The 22,997-nt window shown below is 46.6% G+C and carries 21 protein-coding genes; 14 read left to right on the top strand and 7 right to left on the bottom strand.

Annotation, left to right across the window (positions count from 1 at the left end; all coding sequences use genetic code 11):
* Nucleotides 1-57 precede the first annotated feature (57 nt).
* Together RH88_RS19535 and efp are read right to left on the bottom strand one after the other, a co-directional pair.
* The gene (locus tag RH88_RS19535; protein ID WP_005599301.1) at nucleotides 58-975 is read right to left on the bottom strand and encodes a 1,4-dihydroxy-2-naphthoate polyprenyltransferase; all 918 of its coding nucleotides are present in this window, start codon (nucleotides 973-975) and stop codon (nucleotides 58-60) included.
* Nucleotides 976-1,081: 106 nt separating this feature from the next.
* A complete protein-coding gene (gene efp / locus RH88_RS19530; RefSeq protein WP_005599299.1) occupies nucleotides 1,082-1,648 on the bottom strand; it encodes an elongation factor P in 567 nt (188 codons plus the stop codon).
* A 33-nt stretch (nucleotides 1,649-1,681) separates the two neighbouring features.
* Between efp and epmB the strand changes: the two genes are divergently transcribed.
* The 3 genes from epmB to RH88_RS19515 all read left to right on the top strand — a co-directional run bounded on the left by epmB (nucleotide 1,682) and on the right by RH88_RS19515 (nucleotide 3,874).
* Entirely contained in the window at nucleotides 1,682-2,704 is a 1,023-nt protein-coding gene (epmB, locus tag RH88_RS19525; RefSeq protein ID WP_005599297.1) for an EF-P beta-lysylation protein EpmB, read from the top strand.
* Nucleotides 2,705-2,782: 78 nt separating this feature from the next.
* Complete coding sequence (locus RH88_RS19520) at nucleotides 2,783-3,274, top strand: prepilin-type N-terminal cleavage/methylation domain-containing protein (RefSeq protein ID WP_005599289.1); 492 nt, start codon at nucleotides 2,783-2,785, stop codon at nucleotides 3,272-3,274.
* A 90-nt stretch (nucleotides 3,275-3,364) separates the two neighbouring features.
* Entirely contained in the window at nucleotides 3,365-3,874 is a 510-nt protein-coding gene (locus RH88_RS19515) for an MgtC/SapB family protein (RefSeq protein ID WP_005599288.1), read from the top strand.
* A 90-nt stretch (nucleotides 3,875-3,964) separates the two neighbouring features.
* Here the strand turns inward: RH88_RS19515 and pfkA are convergent, their stop codons facing one another.
* The 3 genes from pfkA to RH88_RS19500 all read right to left on the bottom strand — a co-directional run bounded on the left by pfkA (nucleotide 3,965) and on the right by RH88_RS19500 (nucleotide 6,780).
* The gene (gene pfkA, locus RH88_RS19510) at nucleotides 3,965-4,927 is read right to left on the bottom strand and encodes a 6-phosphofructokinase (RefSeq protein ID WP_005599287.1); all 963 of its coding nucleotides are present in this window, start codon (nucleotides 4,925-4,927) and stop codon (nucleotides 3,965-3,967) included.
* Between the two features lie 272 nt (nucleotides 4,928-5,199).
* Nucleotides 5,200-6,108, bottom strand: a complete 909-nt coding sequence (gene fieF / locus RH88_RS19505) for a CDF family cation-efflux transporter FieF (RefSeq protein ID WP_005599286.1) — start codon at nucleotides 6,106-6,108, stop codon at nucleotides 5,200-5,202.
* 183 nt (nucleotides 6,109-6,291) lie between these two features.
* The gene (locus RH88_RS19500; RefSeq protein ID WP_005599285.1) at nucleotides 6,292-6,780 is read right to left on the bottom strand and encodes a CpxP family protein; all 489 of its coding nucleotides are present in this window, start codon (nucleotides 6,778-6,780) and stop codon (nucleotides 6,292-6,294) included.
* Nucleotides 6,781-6,960: 180 nt separating this feature from the next.
* Here RH88_RS19500 and RH88_RS19495 point away from each other — a divergent pair, with 180 nt between their 5' ends.
* The 3 genes from RH88_RS19495 to trmL all read left to right on the top strand — a co-directional run bounded on the left by RH88_RS19495 (nucleotide 6,961) and on the right by trmL (nucleotide 9,622).
* On the top strand, nucleotides 6,961-7,647 hold the full coding sequence (locus tag RH88_RS19495) for a response regulator (protein ID WP_005599284.1): 687 nt from the start codon (nucleotides 6,961-6,963) through the stop codon (nucleotides 7,645-7,647).
* Nucleotides 7,647-9,029 (top strand): envelope stress sensor histidine kinase CpxA, encoded by a 1,383-nt coding sequence (cpxA, locus tag RH88_RS19490; protein ID WP_005599283.1) that lies wholly within the window; start codon nucleotides 7,647-7,649, stop codon nucleotides 9,027-9,029. Before RH88_RS19495 ends, cpxA begins: the two co-directional genes overlap by 1 nt.
* A 113-nt stretch (nucleotides 9,030-9,142) precedes the next feature.
* Complete coding sequence (trmL, locus tag RH88_RS19485; RefSeq protein WP_005599281.1) at nucleotides 9,143-9,622, top strand: tRNA (uridine(34)/cytosine(34)/5-carboxymethylaminomethyluridine(34)-2'-O)-methyltransferase TrmL; 480 nt, start codon at nucleotides 9,143-9,145, stop codon at nucleotides 9,620-9,622.
* A gap of 86 nt (nucleotides 9,623-9,708) precedes the next feature.
* On the opposite strand, the gene RH88_RS19480 is transcribed toward trmL, so the two are convergent.
* Complete coding sequence (locus tag RH88_RS19480) at nucleotides 9,709-10,239, bottom strand: FxsA family protein (protein ID WP_005599279.1); 531 nt, start codon at nucleotides 10,237-10,239, stop codon at nucleotides 9,709-9,711.
* A gap of 423 nt (nucleotides 10,240-10,662) precedes the next feature.
* Here RH88_RS19480 and aspA point away from each other — a divergent pair, with 423 nt between their 5' ends.
* The 8 genes from aspA to RH88_RS19440 all read left to right on the top strand — a co-directional run bounded on the left by aspA (nucleotide 10,663) and on the right by RH88_RS19440 (nucleotide 20,127).
* Nucleotides 10,663-12,111, top strand: coding sequence for an aspartate ammonia-lyase (gene aspA / locus RH88_RS19475; protein WP_005599278.1), 1,449 nt, complete (start codon nucleotides 10,663-10,665; stop codon nucleotides 12,109-12,111).
* Between the two features lie 228 nt (nucleotides 12,112-12,339).
* Nucleotides 12,340-13,647, top strand: a complete 1,308-nt coding sequence (locus tag RH88_RS19470) for an anaerobic C4-dicarboxylate transporter (protein ID WP_005599277.1) — start codon at nucleotides 12,340-12,342, stop codon at nucleotides 13,645-13,647.
* Nucleotides 13,648-13,884: 237 nt separating this feature from the next.
* On the top strand, nucleotides 13,885-15,690 hold the full coding sequence (locus RH88_RS19465; RefSeq protein WP_005599276.1) for a protein-disulfide reductase DsbD: 1,806 nt from the start codon (nucleotides 13,885-13,887) through the stop codon (nucleotides 15,688-15,690).
* 158 nt (nucleotides 15,691-15,848) lie between these two features.
* Nucleotides 15,849-16,484 (top strand): response regulator, encoded by a 636-nt coding sequence (locus RH88_RS19460; RefSeq protein ID WP_005599274.1) that lies wholly within the window; start codon nucleotides 15,849-15,851, stop codon nucleotides 16,482-16,484.
* 155 nt (nucleotides 16,485-16,639) lie between these two features.
* A complete protein-coding gene (locus tag RH88_RS19455) occupies nucleotides 16,640-17,266 on the top strand; it encodes a MarC family protein (protein WP_005599272.1) in 627 nt (208 codons plus the stop codon).
* A gap of 217 nt (nucleotides 17,267-17,483) precedes the next feature.
* The gene (locus tag RH88_RS19450; RefSeq protein WP_005599270.1) at nucleotides 17,484-17,747 is read left to right on the top strand and encodes a DUF4212 domain-containing protein; all 264 of its coding nucleotides are present in this window, start codon (nucleotides 17,484-17,486) and stop codon (nucleotides 17,745-17,747) included.
* Nucleotides 17,748-17,759: 12 nt separating this feature from the next.
* Nucleotides 17,760-19,487 (top strand): sodium:solute symporter family protein, encoded by a 1,728-nt coding sequence (locus RH88_RS19445; RefSeq protein ID WP_005599268.1) that lies wholly within the window; start codon nucleotides 17,760-17,762, stop codon nucleotides 19,485-19,487.
* A 151-nt stretch (nucleotides 19,488-19,638) separates the two neighbouring features.
* Nucleotides 19,639-20,127 carry a hypothetical protein gene (locus tag RH88_RS19440; RefSeq protein ID WP_005599266.1) on the top strand — a complete coding sequence of 163 codons (489 nt, stop codon included), beginning with the start codon at nucleotides 19,639-19,641 and terminating at the stop codon, nucleotides 20,125-20,127.
* Between the two features lie 26 nt (nucleotides 20,128-20,153).
* Here the strand turns inward: RH88_RS19440 and RH88_RS19435 are convergent.
* The coding region (locus RH88_RS19435) for a hybrid sensor histidine kinase/response regulator (RefSeq protein WP_050798525.1) at nucleotides 20,154-22,997 on the bottom strand (2,844 nt) is incomplete at its 5' end.

Here is a 22,997-nt window from a genome sequence, read left to right as displayed (position 1 = left end):
ATTGGGTTATTCATCGAGTATATCCCCTCACTGAGCCATTGCAATGACAAACATCAATCAACTCACGAGAGTTTGAGCTATAACAACCCCAGTAAAAAGAAGGTTTGTTAGCAGCGAGCATTTGACCACAATTGGCATCATCGGGGCGATATCGGCAGGTCGTTGTGCCAACCACACTGCACGGCCATGTTTGTAGACTACCAAAGCACTCAGTAGGAATGGCAACATCAACCAAATCGGCGCTGGCTGCAGTAACAAGTAAGCAATAAACGCCACCATCGCACCGCCAAGTAAAAGGAAGTGGTATTGCTTAGCTTTGCGCTGGCCAAGGCGAACAGCGACGGTACGCTTGCCACATTGCTCATCATTCTCGATGTCACGCATGTTGTTAATGTTCAGCACTGCAACCGCCAATAAGCCACAGCCGATAGCAGGCAATGCCAACGACACATCGACAATACCAGTGTGCAAGAAGAACGTGCCTGCCACACCAAGTAAGCCAAAAAAGATAAAGACCGAGATATCACCCAATCCCACATAACCATATGGCTTGTTGCCGACGGTATAGGCTATCGCCGCCATGATCGCCAGCAAACCCAAACCTAAGAAAGCGACAATGCTTTCCCAGTTAGTCAGGGCATGCAGAACGAGAATAAGCCCAGCGATAACCGTAAAAATGATATTAATGATGATCGCTTGGCGCATAGTTTTAGGCGTTATCGCCCCCGACTGAATGGCTCTCGTTGGTCCCAATCGCGCTTCGTTGTCAGTGCCTTTCACTGCATCACCATAATCATTGGCAAGGTTAGACAAGATCTGTAGCAAAGTGGCGGTAATAAACGCGAGCACCGCGACAGAAAATGAAAAGTGATGGTTAGAGTAGGCTAAAACACTCCCGGTCAAAATCGAGACCAGAGCCAAAGGCAAGGTTTTAGGGCGAGCGGCATCAAGCCAAATTTGCAGCGTTTGTTTCATGCTCATCAGTATCATCAATATCGGATAAATGAAATTGTGTCATATCAACGTTAGCAGAAAAACAAAAAAGGCCACCGAAGTGACCTTTTTTATTTCTGAACGCAGATTACTTTACGCGACCTACATATTCTGCAGAACGAGTGTCAACTTTGATCACTTCGCCGATCGCGATGAATAGTGGTACACGTACAACTGCACCAGTAGACAGCGTTGCTGGTTTACCACCAGTACCTTGTGTATCGCCTTTCAGACCTGGATCCGTTTCAACCACTTCCAGTTCAACGAAGTTTGGTGGCGTTACAACGATTGGGTTACCGTTCCAAAGTGTTAGCATACAAGTGTTGTTTTCTACCAACCACTTCGCGCTCTCACCCACAGCTTTTTTATCTGCTGCAATTTGATCGAACGTTTCGTTGTTCATGAAGTGGTAGAATTCACCGTCGTTGTATAGGTAATCTAGATCGATATCCATTACGTCAGCTACTTCAACCGTGTCGCCAGACTTAAATGTTTTCTCTAGAACTTTACCGGAAAGTAGCTTACGGATTCTTACGCGGCTAAATGCCTGACCTTTGCCTGGTTTGACAAACTCGTTTTCGAGAATGACACAAGGCTCGTTATCAAGCATAATTTTAAGACCGCCTTTGAATTCATTCGTGCTAACAGTAGCCATTTTTTCCTCTTACCATTCTTCGAGTTAAATTTAATGCCGCACATCATAACCCGAAATGCCGAATCTGTTGAGCAAAACTGGCTCAAACAGCTGGCGAATGGGATCTCTGATCCTACTAAACTGCTGAAACAGTTAGAGATCGATCCTTCACCTTGGCAACACGGATTTGAAGCAAGAACGCTTTTTGCGCAGCGTGTGCCGCAAAGTTTTGTCGATAGAATGGAAAAAGGCAATCCCTTTGATCCGCTTTTACGCCAAGTTTTACCGTTATCAGACGAATTTGCGGTACAGGAGGGCTATAGCAGCGATCCACTGGAAGAACAAAACAATGCGATCCCAGGACTTTTACATAAATATCGCAACCGTGCCCTGATGATAGTCAAAGGAGGCTGCGCTATTAACTGCCGTTACTGCTTCCGCCGTCATTTTCCTTACCAAGACAACAAAGGCAGTAAAAGTGCATGGCAAACCAGTTTGGATTATATCGCCGCTCACCCCGAGTTGAATGAAGTGATCCTATCGGGTGGCGATCCCCTAATGGCGAAAGATGACGAACTGGCATGGTTGATCGATGGTATTGCCAATATTTCGCATATTAAACGATTACGTATTCACAGCCGCTTACCGGTTGTGATCCCAAACCGTGTGACCGATGGCCTGCTCGCCCTGTTTCGTCAAACGCGTTTACAAGTGATCCTCGTGACCCACATTAACCATGCTAACGAGATCAATACCGAGCTCAGCGAGCAAATGGCAAAACTAAAAGCCGTTGGGGTGACGCTACTCAACCAAGGTGTGCTGCTCAAAGGGGTTAATGACACGCTCGAAGCCCAAATCAATCTTAGTGAAGCTTTGTTTGATGCGCATATTTTGCCTTATTACCTACACGTACTGGATAAAGTGCAGGGTGCGGCGCACTTTTATGTTGATGATCAGCAAGCGAGAACATTGATGCATGGCCTGATTGCAAATGTTTCTGGTTATCTGGTGCCAAAGTTAACCCGCGAAATTGGCGGTCGATCGAGTAAAACGCCATTAGATTTACATTTGGAGTAAATTTAATCACATAGCATTAAAACTGCCGAATAAACTTTGGTACTATATTAACGTCTTATTTATCTAAGTTATCTCGCTATGAAACGTGCTCGCCTTGGTTTTACCCTAATTGAATTAGTGGTTGTCATTGTTGTATTAGGCATTCTTGCGGTGACCGCCATGCCAAGGCTGGTGAATTTGCAAAGTGACTCACGCATCGCGGCACTCAATGGCCTAAAAGCCGGTATGCAAAGTGCGAGCGACATGATCTATCCACTCGCAATTCGACAAGGGTTAACCAATGTGAGCGATGCTATCACCATTGAAGGTGACGACATTCAACTTGCTTATGGTTATCCAGCGGCATTTTCGCGCCAAACTTGGAGCAAACTCATTGAAGCCACTTTCGCTGATGGCGTATACAACGCAGATGACCCCGCTGATTGGTACTTCCATAATAATCCCAGCCAAAACTGGATTCGTTTTATGACCAAGTCACGTATAGACCCAAGTTTGCAGTGCTTCTTGCGATATTATGAAGCCACTGAAACCAACGCTCCTCGCTTTGAATTAGTCACCGACGGCTGTTAACGAAATAACGAACCACTATCGTTACCACGAAAATTTTTTGTTCGATCGCTCGGTCTATTGTATGGATACTCCGCCATTTTGGAGGTCCATATGCAAATCAATCTACACCAACTGCTCGATCTTGGGCCATTCACTTGGTCAGCACTACTATGCTGTGCCCTCAATGGCATCTTAATTGGTGTCGAGCGTCAAACTCGCGGAAAACCTGTCGGTATTCGCACTTCGATACTAATTATCTCTGGCACTTACTTCTTTATGTCGATGGCGGTATCGCTGTCACCCAATACGCTTGATCAAGCCCGAGTGCTTGGCCAAATTATTACGGGTGTCGGATTTCTTGGCGCTGGCGTAATGATGACATTGGATGGCAAAATCCATGGCGTCACTTCCGCAGCAATAATTTGGTTATTAGCTGCACTTGGCATGATGATTGGTTTAGGTTATTTACAGCAATCGGTGTTGATTACTGTTTTGGCACTGAGTGTTCTACTTGGCGTCGATAAAGCCGAAAACCGCATCAAAGCATTACGACGCGGCGTACACCAAAAATTCCATGGCAAAAAAGAACCAAGCCGCGCTAAATCGATTGATAAAGCCTAGTGGCTAAATGACATTAAATAACAAATACAAAAAAACCACCTCATGAGGTGGTTTTTAGTATTCGCTTGATGTGGCTCTGGACAAAATCGCTTAGAAAAGCTCTTCAGCAACCTTGTATAGATCATTGCGCACAGGGCGCTTCATGTTTTCGATTGCATCGATGATATCGTGGTGAACAAGCTGTTCTTTTTGAATGCCCACACAACGACCACCTTCGCCTTCTAGCAATAGGTGAACCGCGTAGTTACCCATACGAGAAGCCAATACACGGTCAAATGCCGTTGGACGACCACCACGTTGGATGTGACCAAGAACCGTTGCACGAGTTTCACGACCCGTTGCTGCTTCAATTTCTTTAGCCAGCTCGTTAGCATCCATCATTAGCTCAGTCAGCGCGATGATCGCGTGCTTTTTGCCTTTGTCGATACCATCTTGGATGTTGCTGATTAGCTTCTCTTTATCAAGACCTGTTTCTGGCGTGATGATGTATTCACAACCACCAGCGATCGCTGACATAAGGGTAAGATCACCACAGTGACGGCCCATGATCTCAACGATAGAAATACGTTGGTGAGAAGAAGAAGTGTCACGTAGACGGTCAATCGCATCGATAACCGTATTTAGTGCTGTTAGGTAGCCGATCGTGTAGTCAGTGCCCGCGATATCGTTATCGATTGTGCCTGGTAGACCGATACATGGGTAACCCATTTCAGTCAATTTCTTCGCACCCATGTACGAACCATCACCACCGATCACAACCAATGCATCGATACCGTGTTTTTTCAGGTTCTCGATCGCTTGCTCACGAACTTCAACTTCTTTGAACTCAGGGAAACGTGCAGAGCCAAGGAACGTACCGCCTTTATTGATCACATCAGATACGCTTGAACGATCTAATTGTACAATACGGTCTTCATATAGACCCAAGTAGCCATCTTGTACGCCATACACTTCCAAACCTTCAGACAGCGCTGTACGCACTACGCCGCGAACGGCTGCGTTCATACCAGGTGCGTCACCGCCACTCGTCAAAACACCGATCTTCTTAATCATGCTCACCCTCGATTTTTGGGAATCTTGTTTCAATTTTTATGTTAGAGGCTTACAAATCAAGCCACTATCCAGATTCTTTCAGCTGTGCAATATGTTACCGTTCCTTGATAGGAATACTACATTTATTTGCACGAAATTATGTAAGTTTTCTACTTATGTAAGAGTATTACAGGTTTGCTCATTAACTTTGTTGATACATATCAGGATCACGTTTATTTCTGTTTTCGTTGAAAAGATAGACAATAAACGGCTTTCATTCCAAACCAATCTCACTACCAATCAACCGATTTTTGCGCCCGCTCAGAGGTATAAACCACCGAGTATGGATCTTGGTGAATGAGGATATCGGCTTGCGGAAACGCCGCCAATAAACTTCGTTCCACGTTGTCAGAAATACGATGTGCCTCGATTAACTGAATATGATCTTCCAACTCTAAGTGCAATTGAATAAAACGAACCGGCCCTGCCATACGAGTGCGTAATTGATGCACACCTAATACGCCAGTGACTTGCAAACATTCTTGTTTGATCTGTTGTAGCTCTTCTTCTGGTAACTGACGATCTAGTAATGTTTGCGTCGCTTCAGTCACCATTTTGAAAGCGCTGTATAAAATAAAGAACCCAATACCGACGGCAAACACTGCATCCGCTTGGCCAATGCCCGCCCAACTCAAACCTAATGCCACCATGATTGCCGCATTCATATACAGGTCGGTTTGATAGTGCAGCGAATCTGCCGCGATCGCTTGGCTACCGGTTTTACGCACCACGTGTTTTTGGAACAGTACTAGACCAAACGTAACAACAATAGCAAACATGCTCACATAGACACCGAGCTCAGGAGAGTTCAATTCGTGTGGGCGGAAGAAGCGTTCGATACCATTTAAAATCAAAAATACCGCAGAACCGGAGATAAACATCGCTTGGGCTAATGCCGCGAGCGATTCAGCTTTGCCATGACCGAAACGATGCTCTTTGTCAGCAGGCTGTAGCGAATAGCGAATCACGACGAGATTCACCACCGAGGCAGCAATGTCCAGCATCGAGTCAATTAATGAGGCGAGTAAACTTACTGAGCCGGTCACCCACCAAACCACCAATTTAACCAGCAGTAATAATGTTGCGACCACTGTTGCGGTCCATGCCGCGAGCGTAACTAATTTTCCGTAATCTTGTTTCATCACTTTGTATTCATCTTCAATGATGCGCTAATTATACTCAACTGACCCTAAGATGCAGCTCTGATGTCCGATTGTCATTAACGAATTATCGACACATCCCACTACATCAAAACCTATAAACGCAACAAAGCAGCCTATTGGCTGCTTCGGTCTCTATCAATCTGTACGCAAATAGGCTGATGATTAGTGGTGATTTTTGCGCTTCTCACCGCAATTTTCCATACGCTCTTTGCTCAGCTCAACAAACTTTGTTTTTTGCTCTGGCGTTAACACGCTTAGCATTTGGTGTTGCTTCTCAAGCATCTTCACTTTACGTTCCGTTTGCTTCTCTACCATGCTTTTCGCCAGTTCATTCGCCGCCGCTTGATCAAAGTTATCGGCTAACACCAATTGCTGGACTTTATCGTGGTGAGCTTGGCGCTCTGCTTTACGCGTATCAGAGTTATCAGCAAATTTAGCCTTCATTTCTGCCTTGTTTGCTTCACGCATCTCTTTAAGCTGTGTTTTTTGTGCATCGGTCAAATCGAGCTTTTTCATAATGCCGCGATCCATACCACCTTGGCAGTAGCCGCCTTTATGGTCACCTTTACCACCAAAGGCCATCGCACTGGCCGATGCAAATGCTAGAGGAATAACCGCTGCTGCTAATACGAATTTTTTAACTGTCTTCATAATCATTACCTTTCTTTTGTTAGTCGGGCTGCCTGTGCAGCGCTTGATAATAGATTAGTCTGCCAGAAGTAAAGCGACGTCTAGAGAGCGTAAAGATTCGTAAAGAGCAAAATTTACGCTAATGCTTAGATAAAATAATCAGTAAACTGATCCCATACTAGTCACTATTAAGGCAGCCACATGGCACACATTTTATTAATCGATGACGACACCGAACTCACCGGCTTACTCAAAGAAGTACTCAGCTTTGAAGGCTTCACTGTATCTGAAGCTAATGATGGTGAAGCGGGTCTTGCCGCGCTCAATAAAGAGATCGATTTGATCTTACTCGATGTGATGATGCCAAAACTTAATGGCACGGAAACTCTTAAACGCATCCGCGAAAACTGGGAAACACCGGTATTAATGCTCACCGCCAAAGGGGAAGAGATTGACCGTGTCATCGGTTTGGAGTTGGGCGCGGACGATTACTTGCCAAAGCCTTTTAGTGACCGTGAACTACTGGCTCGTATTCGCGCGATTTTACGTCGCACTCAAACGGCCACGACCAGCAAACCAAGCGATAGCTTGCAATATCAAGATATTGAAGTGTTTCCAGGTAAACAGGAAGCTTACTGTCAAGGTCAGCAACTCGATCTAACCACTACCGAGTTTGCTTTATTGAGCCACTTTGTCATCCATCCTGGCGAAACCATTACCAAAGAAGTGCTCAGTTTAGATGTACTCGGTAAACGCCTCGCCGCCTTTGATCGCGCTATTGATATGCACGTATCTAACTTACGTAAAAAACTCCCTGAACGCGCCGATGGCAAAGCTCGCATCAAAACCCTGCGCGGTCGTGGCTATCTATTGGTCGAGGAAGGCTAATGCGCTTGCCAAGAATCACGAGCCTTTATGGCCGTATCTTTGCCATTTTTTGGCTGACGATGTTTTTGGTCGTGATTGCGGTATTGGCTTTGCCACACCTTGATCCACGTAAGCCTCATTCGATCCCTCAAGAGAGCTTAGCCAAGATGAAACTGTTTGCTGAGCGAGTTGAAACCCAATACCAAGGCAGTAATAACCTCAATCAAGTATTACGAGAGATCGACAAAGATCGACCGAGCAAACGAGATCCTCGCCCACGCTACTTCATCACCGATCTTGAGGGCGATATTCTTACTCCGAAAAAGCAGCGCGATTTTAAAGCTCGTGCATTGCAGAACCTGATCTCGACCATCGAATCGCCAAGCGATCCTAAGCAGCGCCTGTATGGCCATTACATGGTGGCAGGCCCTGTACCAATTACACTGGCGGGCCAACCACTGCACATGTTCTTAGCCTTTAAGTGGGATCAGCCACCGCCCTTTTTACTGCGCATGTTCGACAAACCATTTCAGCTGTTATTGGCCGTCATGGTTGCCAGCACACCACTACTACTATGGTTAGCCTGGGCACTCAGCCAACCGGCGCGTAAGTTGGAACGCGCAGCCAAACGCGTTGCTAAAGGCGAATTTGTGGTGGACCCAAGCTTAGAAAAAGGCACCAGTGAGTTCCGCCAAGCCGGCACGGCATTTAACCAAATGGTGCAAGACGTCAATCAAATGATCTCAGGTCAGCAACGCTTGCTCTCTGACATCTCCCATGAGCTGCGCTCGCCTCTTACCCGGCTAAGAATGGCCACCGCGCTCGCGACTCGTAAGCAAGGTGAAAGCGCTGAACTGACGCGAATTGATACCGAAGCGCAACGATTAGAGCAGATGATTTCTGAGTTGCTCGAACTTTCTCGCATGCAACTTGATAGTCACACCGATCGCGAAAAACAACCACTATCTAGCCTTTGGGAAGCGATCTTAAGCGACGCACAATTTGAAGCAGAACAGATGGGCAAGACGCTCAACTATTCAGCCATTCCAGAACAAGCTATCTCAGGCAAACCAAAACTGCTAATGAGTGCACTCGATAATATTGTGCGTAATGCCATTCGTTATGGCCATGATGCTATTGAGGTGACCATCACTACAACGGCAGATCACGTTACCGTGATGGTCGATGACAATGGTGAAGGCGTCCCTGAAGAAGAATTACAAGCGATCTTCAGACCTTTCTATCGCGTTTCAACCGCTCGTGATCGCGTCAGCGGAGGCACAGGACTGGGCCTTGCGATTACCGAAAGTGCGGTGCGCCAACATAGTGGGAGTATCGAGGCATCACGCAGTCCATTAGGGGGTTTAAGGGTCACCATTTGTCTCCCGCTTAGCATTGATTAAACCGATGAAATGGCAAACCATGCGCGGTTAGCTCCCACTAACCGCCATTAAACTCTCGCTTAGCAAGTCATCCTGTTATAATCGGCGCAGTTTTTACTGACACAGATTATGCCATGTTTGATATTGCCCTTTATGAACCGGAAATTGCGCCAAATACTGGCAATATAATCCGTCTATGCGCCAACTGTGGTGCCAACTTGCACCTCATCGAGCCTTTGGGTTTTGATTTAGAAGAGAAGAAGGTGCGTCGTGCTGGCTTGGATTATCACGATTTAGCACGAGTAAAACGTCACAAGGACTTGCAAGCCTTTCTCGATTATTTAGAGCAAGAACGCAGCGGCCAATTCCGTATTTTTGCCTGCACCACCAAAACGACGGGCCATCATGTCGATGCGCAATTTACCGAAGGCGATGTGCTGTTGTTTGGCCCAGAAACACGCGGCCTGCCGGCAGAGTTAATCGAAAGCTTACCGATGGAACAACGCATTCGTATTCCTATGATGCCTGATGCTCGTAGCTTGAACCTATCCAATGCCGTCGCGATTATCGCTTATGAAGCATGGCGCCAAATGGGTTTCAAAGGCGCACAGTAAATAGCGCAATAACAGCACTATTTCGCAAAACAGACAGATAAAGAAAAAGGCGCCGAGGCGCCTTTTCATCTATTCAGTCATTCTATTTAGTTCAACTTATTACGGTCATCATCGTCTTTGCGCTCAAACTCACCTTCAAAGGTGTTGCCATCTTTCGATTGTTCGAACGGGTTGCGTTGAAATGGGTCTTGACCAAATCCGTCTTGTGAACCAAAGCCACCTTGGTTGTTAAAGCCACCGTGAAAACCACCACCGACCGATTTCACCACCATCTTACTCATCAAGTATTTGGCGATCGCCGCACGCGGTGCCGGCAGCAGTATTAGCATCCCCAATGCATCCGTCATAAAGCCCGGCGTCAGCAATAAGACGCCCGCAACAGCAAGCATCACGCCTTCAAAAATCTGTTGCGCTGGCAATTCACCCTGTTGCAGACGATTTTGCACATTCATTAAGGTTTGTAATCCTTGACTGCGCACTAGTGAAGCCCCAACAAATGCGGTGATCAATACCAATGCAATCGTTGGCCACAAACCCAGAAACCCGCCCACTTGGATAAACAGGCCAATTTCAATAATCGGAACTAAAATAAACAGTAATAATAAGATAGGAAACACATGCCCTCCTTTGTTAGCGACACATTAGCGCTAACCGCTACGAGTCACAATATATTCGCTCGTTGAAATGTTAGAAATCGTGACCAAACAAAGTGTTCATACCGATTACTTACATATTAGCAAAGCATGAATCAATCAAGTGACACCTGCGTTCATGACGTTAACAATCTGCCCCTATCAAAACTCACGAAACGCAACAACTGTGAGCGAGATAAATGACGTAGCGCATAGCAACGCAAATTTTTCATACCTTTGGTTCAAATAGTGATCCACTTAATATTTTTATGAATTTAGTCCAGTATCATGTGCCACATATGTCAGGACGGATTTCCAGCCAAACACTCTGACGAATGGATTCTTAAACAGCAGAATTGGCGATTACAAAAAAATTTAATATCACAATAATTCTCTAAGGATCCACCTATGGCTACTCTATCTGAAGCTACAGCAGCTAACTCAGCCACTCGTATTGAAGAAGATCTATTAGGTCAACGTCACGTTCCTGCAGATGCTTACTACGGCATCCACACTTTACGCGCTATTGAAAACTTCAATATCTCAAACGTTACTATCTCTGACGTACCTGAATTCGTACGCGGCATGGTAATGACCAAAAAAGCGGCGACGCTAGCAAACAAAGAACTGGGCGCTATTCCAAAAGATGTTGCAGATTACATTCTGCAAGCGTGTGATTTGATCCTTGAAACAGGCAAGTGCATGGATCAGTTCCCTTCAGACGTATTCCAAGGCGGCGCGGGCACTTCAGTTAACATGAACACCAACGAAGTGATTGCGAACGTAGCACTAGAACTGATGGGCAAAGAAAAAGGCCAATACCAGTTCATCAACCCGAACGATCACGTTAACAAGAGCCAATCAACCAACTGTGCTTACCCAACGGGTTTCCGTATCGCCGTTTTCAACAGCGTACACAAACTAATTGAAGCGATTGAGTACCTAAAAGGCGCCTTCGAGCTTAAAGCACAAGAGTTCAGCGGCATCTTGAAAATGGGTCGTACTCAGCTACAAGACGCGGTACCAATGACAGTTGGTCAAGAATTCCACGCTTGGGCTGTTACACTGAACGAAGAAATTCGTGCTCTTGAGTACACATCAAAACTACTGCTTGAAATCAACCTAGGCGCAACGGCAATCGGTACTGGTCTAAACGCACCACAAGGTTACCAAGATCTCGCCGTTAAACACCTAGCGACCGTAACTGGCCTAGATGTGGTTGCAGCAGAAGATTTGATCGAAGCAACCTCTGACTGTGGTGCTTACGTAATGACGCACGGCGCACTAAAACGCCTTGCTGTTAAGCTATCAAAAATCTGTAACGACTTGCGCCTACTTTCTTCAGGCCCACGTACTGGTTTCAACGAACTAAACCTACCTGAACTGCAAGCTGGTTCTTCAATCATGCCAGCAAAAGTAAACCCAGTGATCCCTGAAGTGGTAAACCAAGTTTGCTTTAAAGTACTAGGTAACGACAATACGGTTTCTTTCGCAGCAGAAGGCGGTCAACTACAGTTGAACGTTATGGAACCTGTGATTGCACAAAGCGTATTTGAGTCAATTTCTCTGCTACACAACGCGTGTGTTAACCTACGCGACAAATGTATCGACGGCATCACCGTTAACAAAGAAACGTGTGAAAACTACGTATACAACTCAATCGGTATCGTAACTTACCTAAACCCATACATTGGTCACCATGAAGGCGACATCGTGGGCAAAATCTGTGCAGAAACAGGTAAGAGCGTACGTGAAGTTGTGCTAGACCGCGGTTTATTAACGGCAGAAGAGCTTGACGAGATTCTTTGCGTTGAAAACTTCATGCATCCAACGTATAAAGCCAAACGTTACGAGTAATAACAACAAGAGGGGTCCCAGATGGGACCCTTTTTTTGGCGCTGTTTTTGGCGCTTTATACCGATCAAGACCAGTTCATGGTCAACATTTGTAAAAATAATCGACGACTGATGTTGGTTGGTATTAATCACTAGAGTGATGGTTATAACTACACTTATACCTACACGCTCCAAGAAGCGATGGGAAACCACCACCAAATAAAACCATAACAATTTTGAGGGTCTTTATATGGTAGCAGTCGAACTGTTAGTCGTTCTGCTCTTTATCTTTATAGGAGCAAGAATCGGGGGGATCGGCATCGGGTTTGCCGGTGGCGCAGGCGTAATCGCTTTATCTGTGGGTCTTGGCGTACCCACCAGCCAAGCATTTATTCCGGTCGATGTTATTTTAATTATTATGTCCGTTATTACTGCTATTGCAGCAATGCAAGTGGCTGGCGGCATGGATTGGCTGGTGCAAATTGCCGAAGATTTTTTACGTAAAAATCCTAAACGAATCACCTTCTACGCACCGATCGTGACGTTCTTTATGACGCTGATGGCAGGGACTGGCCACACGGCATTCTCAACATTACCTGTGATCGCAGAAGTAGCAAAAGGCCAAGGCGTACGTCCTTCCCGACCACTCTCTATTGCGGTTGTTGCCTCACAAATCGCCATTACTGCTTCACCGATTTCAGCCGCTGTGGTTGCCTTCGCAGCGATGTTGGCACCGGTCGGGGTAGATTACCTAACTCTACTTGCGGTGTGCATTCCAACATCTTTCCTTGCTTGTATGATTGGTGCATTCGTGGCGAACTTCATGGGTTGTGAGTTAAAAGACGATCCCGTTTACCAACAGCGTTTAGAGCAAGGGTTAATTAAGCTTCCAGATACGCAACGACGTGAAATTCTGCCGACGGCCAAAACCGCAACCTATATTTTCCTAATCGCAATTGCGTTAGTGGTGTGTTACGCCGCGGCCATTTCAGACTCAATTGGTCTCATTGAGAATCCTGCGTTAGGTCGTAATGAAGCGATTATGGCCGTCATGCTCGCCGCTGCTGCCGCAATCGTGATGTTCACCAAGATCGACGCGAACCAAATTGCCGCAGCCGCAACATTCCGCTCAGGCATGACCGCTTGTGTTTGTGTATTAGGTGTTGCTTGGTTAGGCGCGACATTTGTTAACGCTCACGTGGATGGCATCAAAGAGCTAGCCGGCGAACTACTCGCTGATTACCCTTGGATGTTAGCGCTGGTGTTATTTTTGGCCTCAATGCTGCTCTACTCACAAGGGGCGACCACGGTGGCACTTATGCCTGCTGCGCTGGCGATTGGTGTTGCACCACTCACCGCCGTTGCTTCATTTGCCGCCGTCAGCGCATTGTTTGTTTTGCCGACTTACCCAACGCTACTGGCCGCAGTAGAAATGGATGACACTGGCTCAACTCGTATTGGCAAATATGTGTTTAACCACCCATTCTTTATTCCGGGTGTCACCACCATTACTTCTGCCGTTGCGCTAGGCTTTGCTTTTGGCGGTCTATTTATCTAATACACCATCATTCAGCGCTGCATTAGAGATACTAAAGGAGCTTCGGCTCCTTTTTTTATTTCACTAAAACGCTAATTTCCGATCTTCAAAGCCAATTTCATCAATGATGAAACTAATTGGCGCTTTTCCCTGTCCTATTACGTTCAAGCCTCATTACGAACAAATTTCTCACTATCTAGAGAAAACTGGCGTCAATTGAGTATAAAATACCCTAAATTCTAATAAAGTGACTTTTGTATGCGTTTTCTTTTATCGCTTTTACTGCTGTGTGCTTCCGTTGTTTCGATGCCAGCAATGGCCCTGTTTAACTCGGGTAACGCCCTTAGCTTCGGTGACGATAGCAACCAATTTGTCCCTGTCGATCAAGCATTTCAGTTCAATGCTTACCAGCAAGGCGATCGCGTCTTTATCGATTGGCAAGTCAAACCAGATTACTACCTCTACCAAGAACGCATTTCACTCAGCGGTGAAAAAGTCACCCTTGGCGATTTCGCGATGCGCCAAGGCCAGCCACACCAAGATGAATTTTTTGGCGATGTGCACATCTATACCGAACCGCTATTCATTGAAGTACCACTACGCGATTATCAGGTCGGCGCACGCTTAATCGTTCAATATCAAGGTTGTGCCAAAGCGGGATTTTGCTACCCACCAGAAACACGCGTCATCGAATTGGAAGCCTTTACCAATTCAGCCACTAACACATCAACGGTAACACCAGCAACGACAGACATTACTGGCAATGGTAAAAACAACGCTTTTGGTCAGGGCGATAACGTTGCCCCACAATCAAAAGAGAGCAGCTTAGCTGATAAACTGGCCGATAACTGGTGGACGCCTGTGCTCTTTCTTGCTCTAGGGGTTGGCCTTGCCTTTACTCCGTGTGTGCTACCTATGTACCCAATCTTAACCAGTATCGTACTAGGTAGCGGCAAGCTTAGTCACCGTCGCGCGCTGGGGCTCTCCTTCATTTACGTACAAGGTATGGCGCTGACCTACACACTACTTGGCTTAGTGGTTGCCTCTGCGGGGATGCAATTCCAAGCGGCGATGCAGCACCCTTACGTCTTAATTGGCTTGAGTATTCTCTTCGTCGCTTTAGCGCTATCAATGTTTGGCGCTTATACGTTGCAATTACCATCCAGCGTACAAACTTGGCTCAATGGTCTGAGTAATAAGCAGCAAGGTGGCAACTCTCTAGGTGTTTTTGCCATGGGTGCCATTTCAGGTTTAGTTTGCTCACCATGCACCACTGCCCCACTCTCTGGTGCGTTGTTGTATGTCGCGCAAAGCGGAGACTTACTGACTGGTGCAGTGGCTCTCTACGCACTCGCGATGGGGATGGGTATTCCACTCATGTTGGCAGCGGTATTTGGTAATAAACTGCTACCGAAAGCCGGCGGTTGGATGGATACGGTGAAGATCTTGTTCGGCTTTATTCTGCTTGCGGCTCCACTGTTTTTACTCGAGCGTATCTTACCTGAATTGTGGGCGACCGCTCTTTGGTCACTGCTGGGGATAGTGGCTTTTGGCTGGCTATATCACATCAAAAACAAACTGCCATTTGGCGGTTGGAAGCAAAGCACCATTGGTATTATTGCCGTGCTAGGATTGTTCGCTTCCGCTCAACCATTGTTGAACTATTGGTTTAACCCTCAACATCAAGCGCAGAGCCAAAACGTTGAGTTTATTCGCATCAGCAACACCAGCGAATTAGAGCAGCAATTGGCCGCAGCCAAACAGACAGGTAAACCAGTGATGCTCGATTTCTATGCCGACTGGTGCGTCGCCTGTAAAGAGTTTGAAAAATATACCTTCCACGATGCGCAAGTGGCCGACAAGCTACAAAACTTTGTCTTACTGCAAGCGGATGTGACCAACAACCAAATACAAGATATTGAACTGCTGAAAAAAATGCAGGTACTTGGCTTACCGACAATTGAGTTTTGGGATGCTAATGGTGAGCATATCAATCATGCACGCATTACCGGATTTATGGCCGCGGAACCCTTTATTGCCCATTTAGACAATCATCAGCTCTAAAGCGACACGACTTCACATCGGTGTGTATGCACCGGTGTGATTATTTCAAATCAGCAGTAAAACTCGATTTAGTTCAGACTTTTAATGGATAAACATTGTTCACCAAGCCAATCAGAACAATAATTCTATTAACCAAATTACAATAAGTGATTAACGTCATGGACTCGACTTACACCATCCTTATCGCCGACGACCATCCGCTATTTCGCAACGCTCTGTTTCAGTCGATCCATATGGCCATCAGTGGCGCAAATCTACTCGAAGCCGATTCTTTAGATGCGTTACTCCACTTATTGGCCAAAGAACCTGAACCAGATTTGTTACTGCTCGATCTAAAAATGCCGGGGGCTAATGGCATGTCAGGCTTGATGCAGCTGCGAGCTGAATACCCAGATCTGCCGATTGTCGTAGTGTCTGCCAGTGAAGAGCCAAGTGTCGTCACGCAAGTGAAAAGCCATGGTGCCTTTGGTTTCATTCCAAAATCGAGCGATATGCGCGAGCTGATCAGCGCTCTCAACCAAGTATTAGGTGGTGAACCTTTTTTCCCAGAAGGTTTAATTACCAATAACGCAGCTTGTAACGATCTGGCGGAAAAAATCGCGACCCTGACTCCGCAGCAGTATAAGGTGCTAGGCATGCTGTCAGACGGCTTGCTCAATAAGCAAATCGCCTACGAACTCAACGTCTCTGAAGCAACGATCAAAGCGCATATGACCGCCATCTTCCGCAAGTTAGGGGTTAAAAACCGCACACAAGCCGTGATTCTGTTGCAACAGCTCGAATCTGAATCGTAATTATTCGGCGTAATTAACTCTGCGTTAACTTGTTACCTTATCGAGTTTGCTAAACTTAGCTTGGTCATTAACTTCTACTTTGACCATCCCTCTGTTAACGCCATCTCAACCATGCGGGTTTTGATGGGAAGCAGTCAACTCTGGGAGGCATTTCGTTGCTTAGCATTATCATTACTCAATTCGTCGTACTCTGGGCGGTAATCGATCCCGTCGGTTCCGTTCCTGTCTATCTATCTCAAACTCAACATCTCACCGTCAAACAACGCCGTATCGTTGCATTGAAAGCCGTCGCGATAGCCACCGGCATCTTGCTGTTTTTTCTGCTAGTTGGGCAATTATTATTGGAAGCGATGCAAATTCCGCTGCCTGCCTTTCAAGCGGCTGGCGGATTAGTACTGCTGCTATTCGCACTCACCATGATTTTTGGTGAAAGCAAACCGGAACAAGAACAAAAGCTGACGCAAGATGTCAGCCATTCCGATCTGGCCGATCTGGCTGTATACCCGCTAGCAATGCCTTCCATTGCCTCCCCGGGCGCAATGATGGCGATAGTGATGTTGACCGACAATCACCGCTATTCACTGATTGATCAAGCGATCACCGCCGGTGTCATGACCAGCGTGTTACTCATCACCTTGCTATTTTTACTCGCCGCGAGTCATATCCACAGAGTGATTGGTAATGTTGGTGCTGCCATCATTAGTCGTGTTATGGGCCTTATTCTGGCTGCCGTGGCACTGAATAATTTGTTAATGGGCATTCGCGACTTCTATATTGTGTGATCCAGTTATCAAGACTTAGCCGATAACATTAGACCTTCGGCTAAGTTAACACAATTTTAACAACCCACCACTCCCGCAAAAAACTTCAAACAACTGATTTAATAAGCTTTTATCTAAAACCCCTGCCGACTAAAGTTGAAGAGCACTCTCTTTCGCTCACTGCTATTGTATTTTCTGAAACATTTTATTAACAACAAACATGCGTAAGGAGACGGCAATGGCATTTGAAAGTCAGGAACGCGCCAAAGCTTACTGGCAAAAGAACGTAAGACTAATGATTGGGTTAATGGTCATTTGGTTTGTCGTATCTTTCGGCTGTGGAATTTTATTTGTTGATCAACTCAACCAATTTCAACTCGGAGGTTACAAGCTGGGTTTCTGGTTTGCTCAACAAGGGTCTATTTACACCTTCCTAGCAATCATTTTCTACTACGCGTGGAAGATGAGACGTATTGACCGCGAATTTGGTGTGGACGAGTAAGGAGCAACTCAGATGGATTTGAAAACAATTACTTACCTAGTAGTAGGATCAACATTCCTTCTCTACATAGGTATCGCAATTTGGGCACGAGCGGGCTCAACCAAAGAATTTTATGTTGCTGGCGGCGGCGTAAACCCCATTGCCAACGGTATGGCTACAGCCGCTGACTGGATGTCGGCAGCGTCATTTATCTCAATGGCAGGTCTTATTGCCTTTATGGGTTACGGCGGCTCGGTATTCTTAATGGGTTGGACTGGCGGCTACGTACTACTTGCTTTGCTTCTTGCTCCTTACCTACGTAAGTTCGGTAAATTTACCGTACCTGAGTTTATTGGTGAGCGCTTCTATTCAAAAACAGCGCGTATCGTTGCGGTTGTTTGTTTGATCATCGCATCCACCACCTACGTTATCGGTCAAATGAAAGGCGTTGGCGTGGCATTTGGTCGCTTCCTTGAAGTGGATTACTCAACAGGTCTACTGATCGGTATGTGTATCGTATTTATGTACGCGGTAATGGGCGGCATGAAAGGCATCACATACACGCAGATTGCACAATATTGCGTACTCATTCTTGCTTACACTATTCCAGCAATCTTTATCTCTCTGCAATTGACCGGTCACCCACTGCCACAAATTGGCTTAGGCAGCACCATTTCCGGCACCAATGTCTATCTACTCGATCGGCTCGATCAAGTGGTGACCGAACTCGGCTTTAGCGAATACACCACCCACGTTCGCGGTGATACGCTCAACATGTTCGTTTACACCATGTCACTGATGATCGGTACTGCAGGTCTGCCACACGTTATCATTCGTTTCTTCACGGTACCGAAAGTACGTGATGCACGTACCTCAGCAGGCTACGCCCTCCTATTCATTGCGATTCTTTACACCACCGCTCCGGCAGTATCTGCCATGGCGCGTCTAAACCTCATGGATACGGTTAACCCGGCACCGGGCAAACACCTTGCCTACGATGAGCGTCCTGATTGGTTTAAAAACTGGGAAAAAACCGGCCTGCTTGGTTTTGATGATAAGAACGGCGACGGCCTTATTGAATACACTTCAAGCCCAGAAACGAACGAGCTGAAAGTTGACCGTGACATCATGGTACTGGCTAACCCTGAGATTGCGAAACTACCAAACTGGGTGATCGCACTGGTAGCCGCAGGTGGTCTTGCTGCTGCACTCTCAACCGCTGCTGGTCTGCTACTGGCGATATCGTCTGCGATATCTCACGACTTGATTAAAGGCGTTATTAATCCAAATATCTCTGAGAAGAAAGAACTGCTGGCAAGTCGTATCGCGATGGCGGTCGCGATAGGGGTCGCGGGCTATCTCGGCCTCAATCCACCAGGCTTTGCTGCTGGTACGGTGGCTCTGGCATTTGGCCTCGCAGGGTCTTCGATATTCCCTGCCTTGATGATGGGTATCTTTAGTAAGAGCATCAACAAGGAAGGCGCTATTGCCGGTATGATTGCAGGTATTACCATCACGCTATTCTATGTATTCCAACACAAAGGCATCCTATTTGTTGCTGATTGGACATACCTACAAAGCTGGGGTAGCAACTGGTTCTTCGGTATCGAACCTAATGCATTTGGTGCTATCGGCGCACTCTTCAACTTCGTCGTGGCATTCGCTGTATCACGTGTAACAGCAGAAACTCCGCAAGAAGTGAAAGATTTGGTTGAGCACGTACGTGTACCGGCAGGTGCTGGCGATGCGGTTGACCACTAAAATCTAACCCAAACCACAAAAGCCCCTACGGGGGCTTTTTTATTCAACTCACTCTGTTTATCTTGTATCAATCTGAATAAGTTAATGGATTGCATTACTTAACCAAATTGGTATCTGTTTCGCCTTATATCGTAGCTGCAAGGAAGCCTCTATGTTCAAAAATAAGCACATTATCATTGCGCTGTTAGTCGCCCCAATTCTATCTATTCTTGCTTACGTGGGGACCGATCTCGCCCTGAGCGAAAAACCACACGCAGCCAAAGAAGGTACAGATTACAAACTGGTTAGCAAATCCAACTGTCGCTATACCAGTGGCTTATGTGACATGGCCAATGGTGAGTTTAAAGTGAAATTTCGTTCAGAAAGTCTGACGAACAATCAACTTGAGTTGTCGCTGACAGCCAGTTTTCCTCTCGAAGGCGTCAAACTGTCTGTGGTTGATAATCAAGATCAAATGGGCACACCAACCGATATGAAAATGGCAGACAGCAACGGTAAGCTATGGTCAATTACGCTCCCCGCCCCGGCCTCAGCTGAGAGTTGGTTACGGGTAGCGATTCAATCCGATGGCGTGCTCTATTACGGTGATACACAAATGGCCTTCATCAAGTATGAAACGCTGCTAAGCGAATCAAACTAACCCCGCCATCCTTCCCACCAATCAGCTTATGCGGAGCGATTTAATATCGCCCGCAGCTTCAATGGCTTGACCGGTTTAGGGATAAAACTAAAGCCATTCGATTTAATACCATCCAACATATCTGCAGTACGATCGGCACTGATGATCACGCCAACAAAGCTATCACCGAGCCGCAAGCGACATTGCTGCAGCACTTCCAATCCCGTCCGGCCATGATCAAGTCGATAGTCCGACAAGATCACGTCAGGGATCCAGCTTTCGTCAATGGCTTGCAAACTGCCGACAATATCCGTCGCGGTGCGCACATTGCATCCCCAACGTGCTAACAGTTGATCCATTCCGATCAAGATCTCCGGCTCATTATCGACGCACAGAACATTGAGATGACTGAGGTCCGATACAGCTTGCGGCGAAACAACTGTTAATTGTGGAGCCACTGACTTTGCGCGTTTAAGCGTGATCGAAAAGACGCTGCCTTTACCCGGCCACGAACGCATCGCGATTTGATGACCTAGCACATTAGCGATGCCTTTGGAGATTGCTAGCCCTAAGCCTAAGCCTTGATCTGAACGCACTTGGCTGCCACGGTTAAACTCTTCGAAGATTTCTTGCTGCTTATCTTCATCAATGCCCATACCGTTGTCCCAAACTTCAATTCGTACGTGCTCGCCAGCGCGGCGCACACCTAGCAAGACTTTGCCTTGTGGGCTGTAACGAAACGCATTGGTTAAAAAGTTCTGTATCACTCGGCGCAGCAACTTAGGATCGGATTGCACCAACTGCTGACTCGGAAAGAGGCTAAAATCGATTTTTTGCTGTTTTGCTAGCGCACTAAATTCCGCATTGAGATTAGACAACACATCATTAATCGCAAAACCGTGAACATTGACGTCCAACTTGCCTGACTCCAAACGCGATATATCGAGTAAATCACCAATCAAATCTTCTGCTGCTTCTAGCGCACTTTCAATATGCGTGGCTAACTGCTTGCTTTCACTCTCTTTAGCCACTTCCGATAGCGAAGAAGCAAATAAACGTGCCGCGTTTAAAGGCTGCATCAAGTCATGACTCACTGCCGCGAGAAAACGAGATTTGGACTGTGATTCATGCTCTGAACGCTGCGTCGCCGTGACCAACTGCTTATTCAAGCGTTCCAATTCTTGCGTCCGTACCAACACGCGTTCTTCTAAGGTTTCATTGGCTTCTTTTAGTGCTCGCTCGGCATCTCGGAAAACCGTGATATCGGTAAAACTCATCACAAAGCCGCCACCGGGCATTGGGTTGCCTTGTACTTCAATCACTCGCCCATCCGCACGAACTCGTGAAGAGGTATGCCGCGAACCTTGTTCCAAATGGTAAATACGTCGGCGAACATGATCTTCCGGTTCTCCAGGGCCACATAACCCTTGCTGTGCATTGTGACGGATCACATCGGCAATCGGCCTGCCCACTTGGATCAAACCGACAGGGAATTCAAATTGCTCTAAATAGCGTTGATTCCATGCCACCAGCCGCAACTGTTTATCGACGACGGCAATGCCTTGGCCAATATGTTCAATCGCTCCTTGCAGTAATCCCCGACTAAAATCATACAGCTCTGATGCTTCATCGACGATAGTGGCCACTTCTTCAAGTTGCATGTTGCGACCTTGCAAGGCAGAAGTAAGTACTAACTTAGCTGATGATGCGCCAAATACCCCAGCCAACACGCGCTCTGTATGGCGAATCAAACTCGATGGCGCTTGTTGATTAGGCATTAAGGTTTCGCGCTGTTGCCCCCAAAACTGCTGAAAAGCAGAGCGAACCCGTGCGCGGCCAACAAAACGTGACGCCAACATCTCTAATTCTGCCACCGTAACCCGGCTTTGATAGAGGCTGATATTTTCACTTTCTGGTAATGGCGAACCAATAAAGGACGCCGACTGCAGTCGCTCACTTAAACTTGCGCGGGTGATAGACGAAACAAACACATAGCATAAGGTGTTCAAAACCAAGCTGAGCACAATGCCCCAATCGGAGCTTTGAATACCCATATTGGCTAAGTATTGTGGCGGCTCAATGATCCACAGCAGTAAGTTGGTATGACTGTCGCCTGCCAACATATCGGTTGCGCTCATCAAGGTGATTAACCACAAGGTAAAACCAAACAACAAGCCAACATACACCCCTTTGCGATTGCCTTGTCGCCAATACATTCCACCGAGTAACGCGGGAGCAAATTGGCTAATCGCCGCAAAGGAAAGAAAACCTATTGCCGAGAGTGAATGAATGTTACCGAGCACTTGGTAGAAGCCCCATGCGCCTAGAAGTAACAATAGAATTAAGCCACGACGAATCACCAGCAGTAATCCCGAGAACTGACGGTGATCACGTTGAGTCAGTTTCATCCGACGCAGTAACAATGGCATCACTAGATCATTTGACACCATGATAGCCAAAGCGATAGTCGAAACAATCACCATGCCGCTGGCCGCTGAGGTCCCACCTAAAAAGGCCAATAAAGCCATATCCGTTGCGCCAACCGACATCGGCAAGCTAATCACATAAGTATCTGGGCTTACACCGCCTAACAACGCCTGACCAACCCAAGCGACAGGGAGTACAAATAGTCCCATCAAGACAAGATAGAGGGGGAATAGCCACCGCGCGGTATGCAGATCTTGCGCGCGTTCATTTTCTACCACCATGGTATGAAACTGACGCGGTAGACACAAAATCGCCATCATGGTCAAAAAGGTATGAATGACTAACGTGGCGATATTCGGTGATTGATAAGTTTGTGCTGCGACATCCATTAAAACAATATCGTCACGATTGAGGGCAAGAAATAAAATGAAGCAGCCAACCACCAAAAAGGCCACCAGCTTAAT

Origin of the sequence: Vibrio scophthalmi LMG 19158, from assembly GCF_000222585.1 — a bacterium.
Classification (GTDB): Bacteria; Pseudomonadota; Gammaproteobacteria; order Enterobacterales; family Vibrionaceae; genus Vibrio; species Vibrio scophthalmi.
This window is presented reverse-complemented; position numbering and strand designations above follow the sequence as displayed.

Bases quoted from the DNA above. Each gene is read 5' to 3' on its own strand.
- RH88_RS19535 (WP_005599301.1), bottom strand. From the start codon at position 975: ATGAAACAAACGCTGCAAATTTGGCTTGATGCCGCTCGCCCTAAAACC.
- efp (WP_005599299.1), bottom strand. From the start codon at position 1,648: ATGGCTACTGTTAGCACGAATGAATTCAAAGGCGGTCTTAAAATTATG.
- epmB (WP_005599297.1), top strand. From the start codon at position 1,682: ATGCCGCACATCATAACCCGAAATGCCGAATCTGTTGAGCAAAACTGG.
- RH88_RS19520 (WP_005599289.1), top strand. From the start codon at position 2,783: ATGAAACGTGCTCGCCTTGGTTTTACCCTAATTGAATTAGTGGTTGTC.
- RH88_RS19515 (WP_005599288.1), top strand. From the start codon at position 3,365: ATGCAAATCAATCTACACCAACTGCTCGATCTTGGGCCATTCACTTGG.
- pfkA (WP_005599287.1), bottom strand. From the start codon at position 4,927: ATGATTAAGAAGATCGGTGTTTTGACGAGTGGCGGTGACGCACCTGGT.
- fieF (WP_005599286.1), bottom strand. From the start codon at position 6,108: ATGAAACAAGATTACGGAAAATTAGTTACGCTCGCGGCATGGACCGCA.
- RH88_RS19500 (WP_005599285.1), bottom strand. From the start codon at position 6,780: ATGAAGACAGTTAAAAAATTCGTATTAGCAGCAGCGGTTATTCCTCTA.
- RH88_RS19495 (WP_005599284.1), top strand. From the start codon at position 6,961: ATGGCACACATTTTATTAATCGATGACGACACCGAACTCACCGGCTTA.
- cpxA (WP_005599283.1), top strand. From the start codon at position 7,647: ATGCGCTTGCCAAGAATCACGAGCCTTTATGGCCGTATCTTTGCCATT.
- trmL (WP_005599281.1), top strand. From the start codon at position 9,143: ATGTTTGATATTGCCCTTTATGAACCGGAAATTGCGCCAAATACTGGC.
- aspA (WP_005599278.1), top strand. From the start codon at position 10,663: ATGGCTACTCTATCTGAAGCTACAGCAGCTAACTCAGCCACTCGTATT.
- RH88_RS19470 (WP_005599277.1), top strand. From the start codon at position 12,340: ATGGTAGCAGTCGAACTGTTAGTCGTTCTGCTCTTTATCTTTATAGGA.
- RH88_RS19465 (WP_005599276.1), top strand. From the start codon at position 13,885: ATGCGTTTTCTTTTATCGCTTTTACTGCTGTGTGCTTCCGTTGTTTCG.
- RH88_RS19460 (WP_005599274.1), top strand. From the start codon at position 15,849: ATGGACTCGACTTACACCATCCTTATCGCCGACGACCATCCGCTATTT.
- RH88_RS19450 (WP_005599270.1), top strand. From the start codon at position 17,484: ATGGCATTTGAAAGTCAGGAACGCGCCAAAGCTTACTGGCAAAAGAAC.
- RH88_RS19445 (WP_005599268.1), top strand. From the start codon at position 17,760: ATGGATTTGAAAACAATTACTTACCTAGTAGTAGGATCAACATTCCTT.
- RH88_RS19440 (WP_005599266.1), top strand. From the start codon at position 19,639: ATGTTCAAAAATAAGCACATTATCATTGCGCTGTTAGTCGCCCCAATT.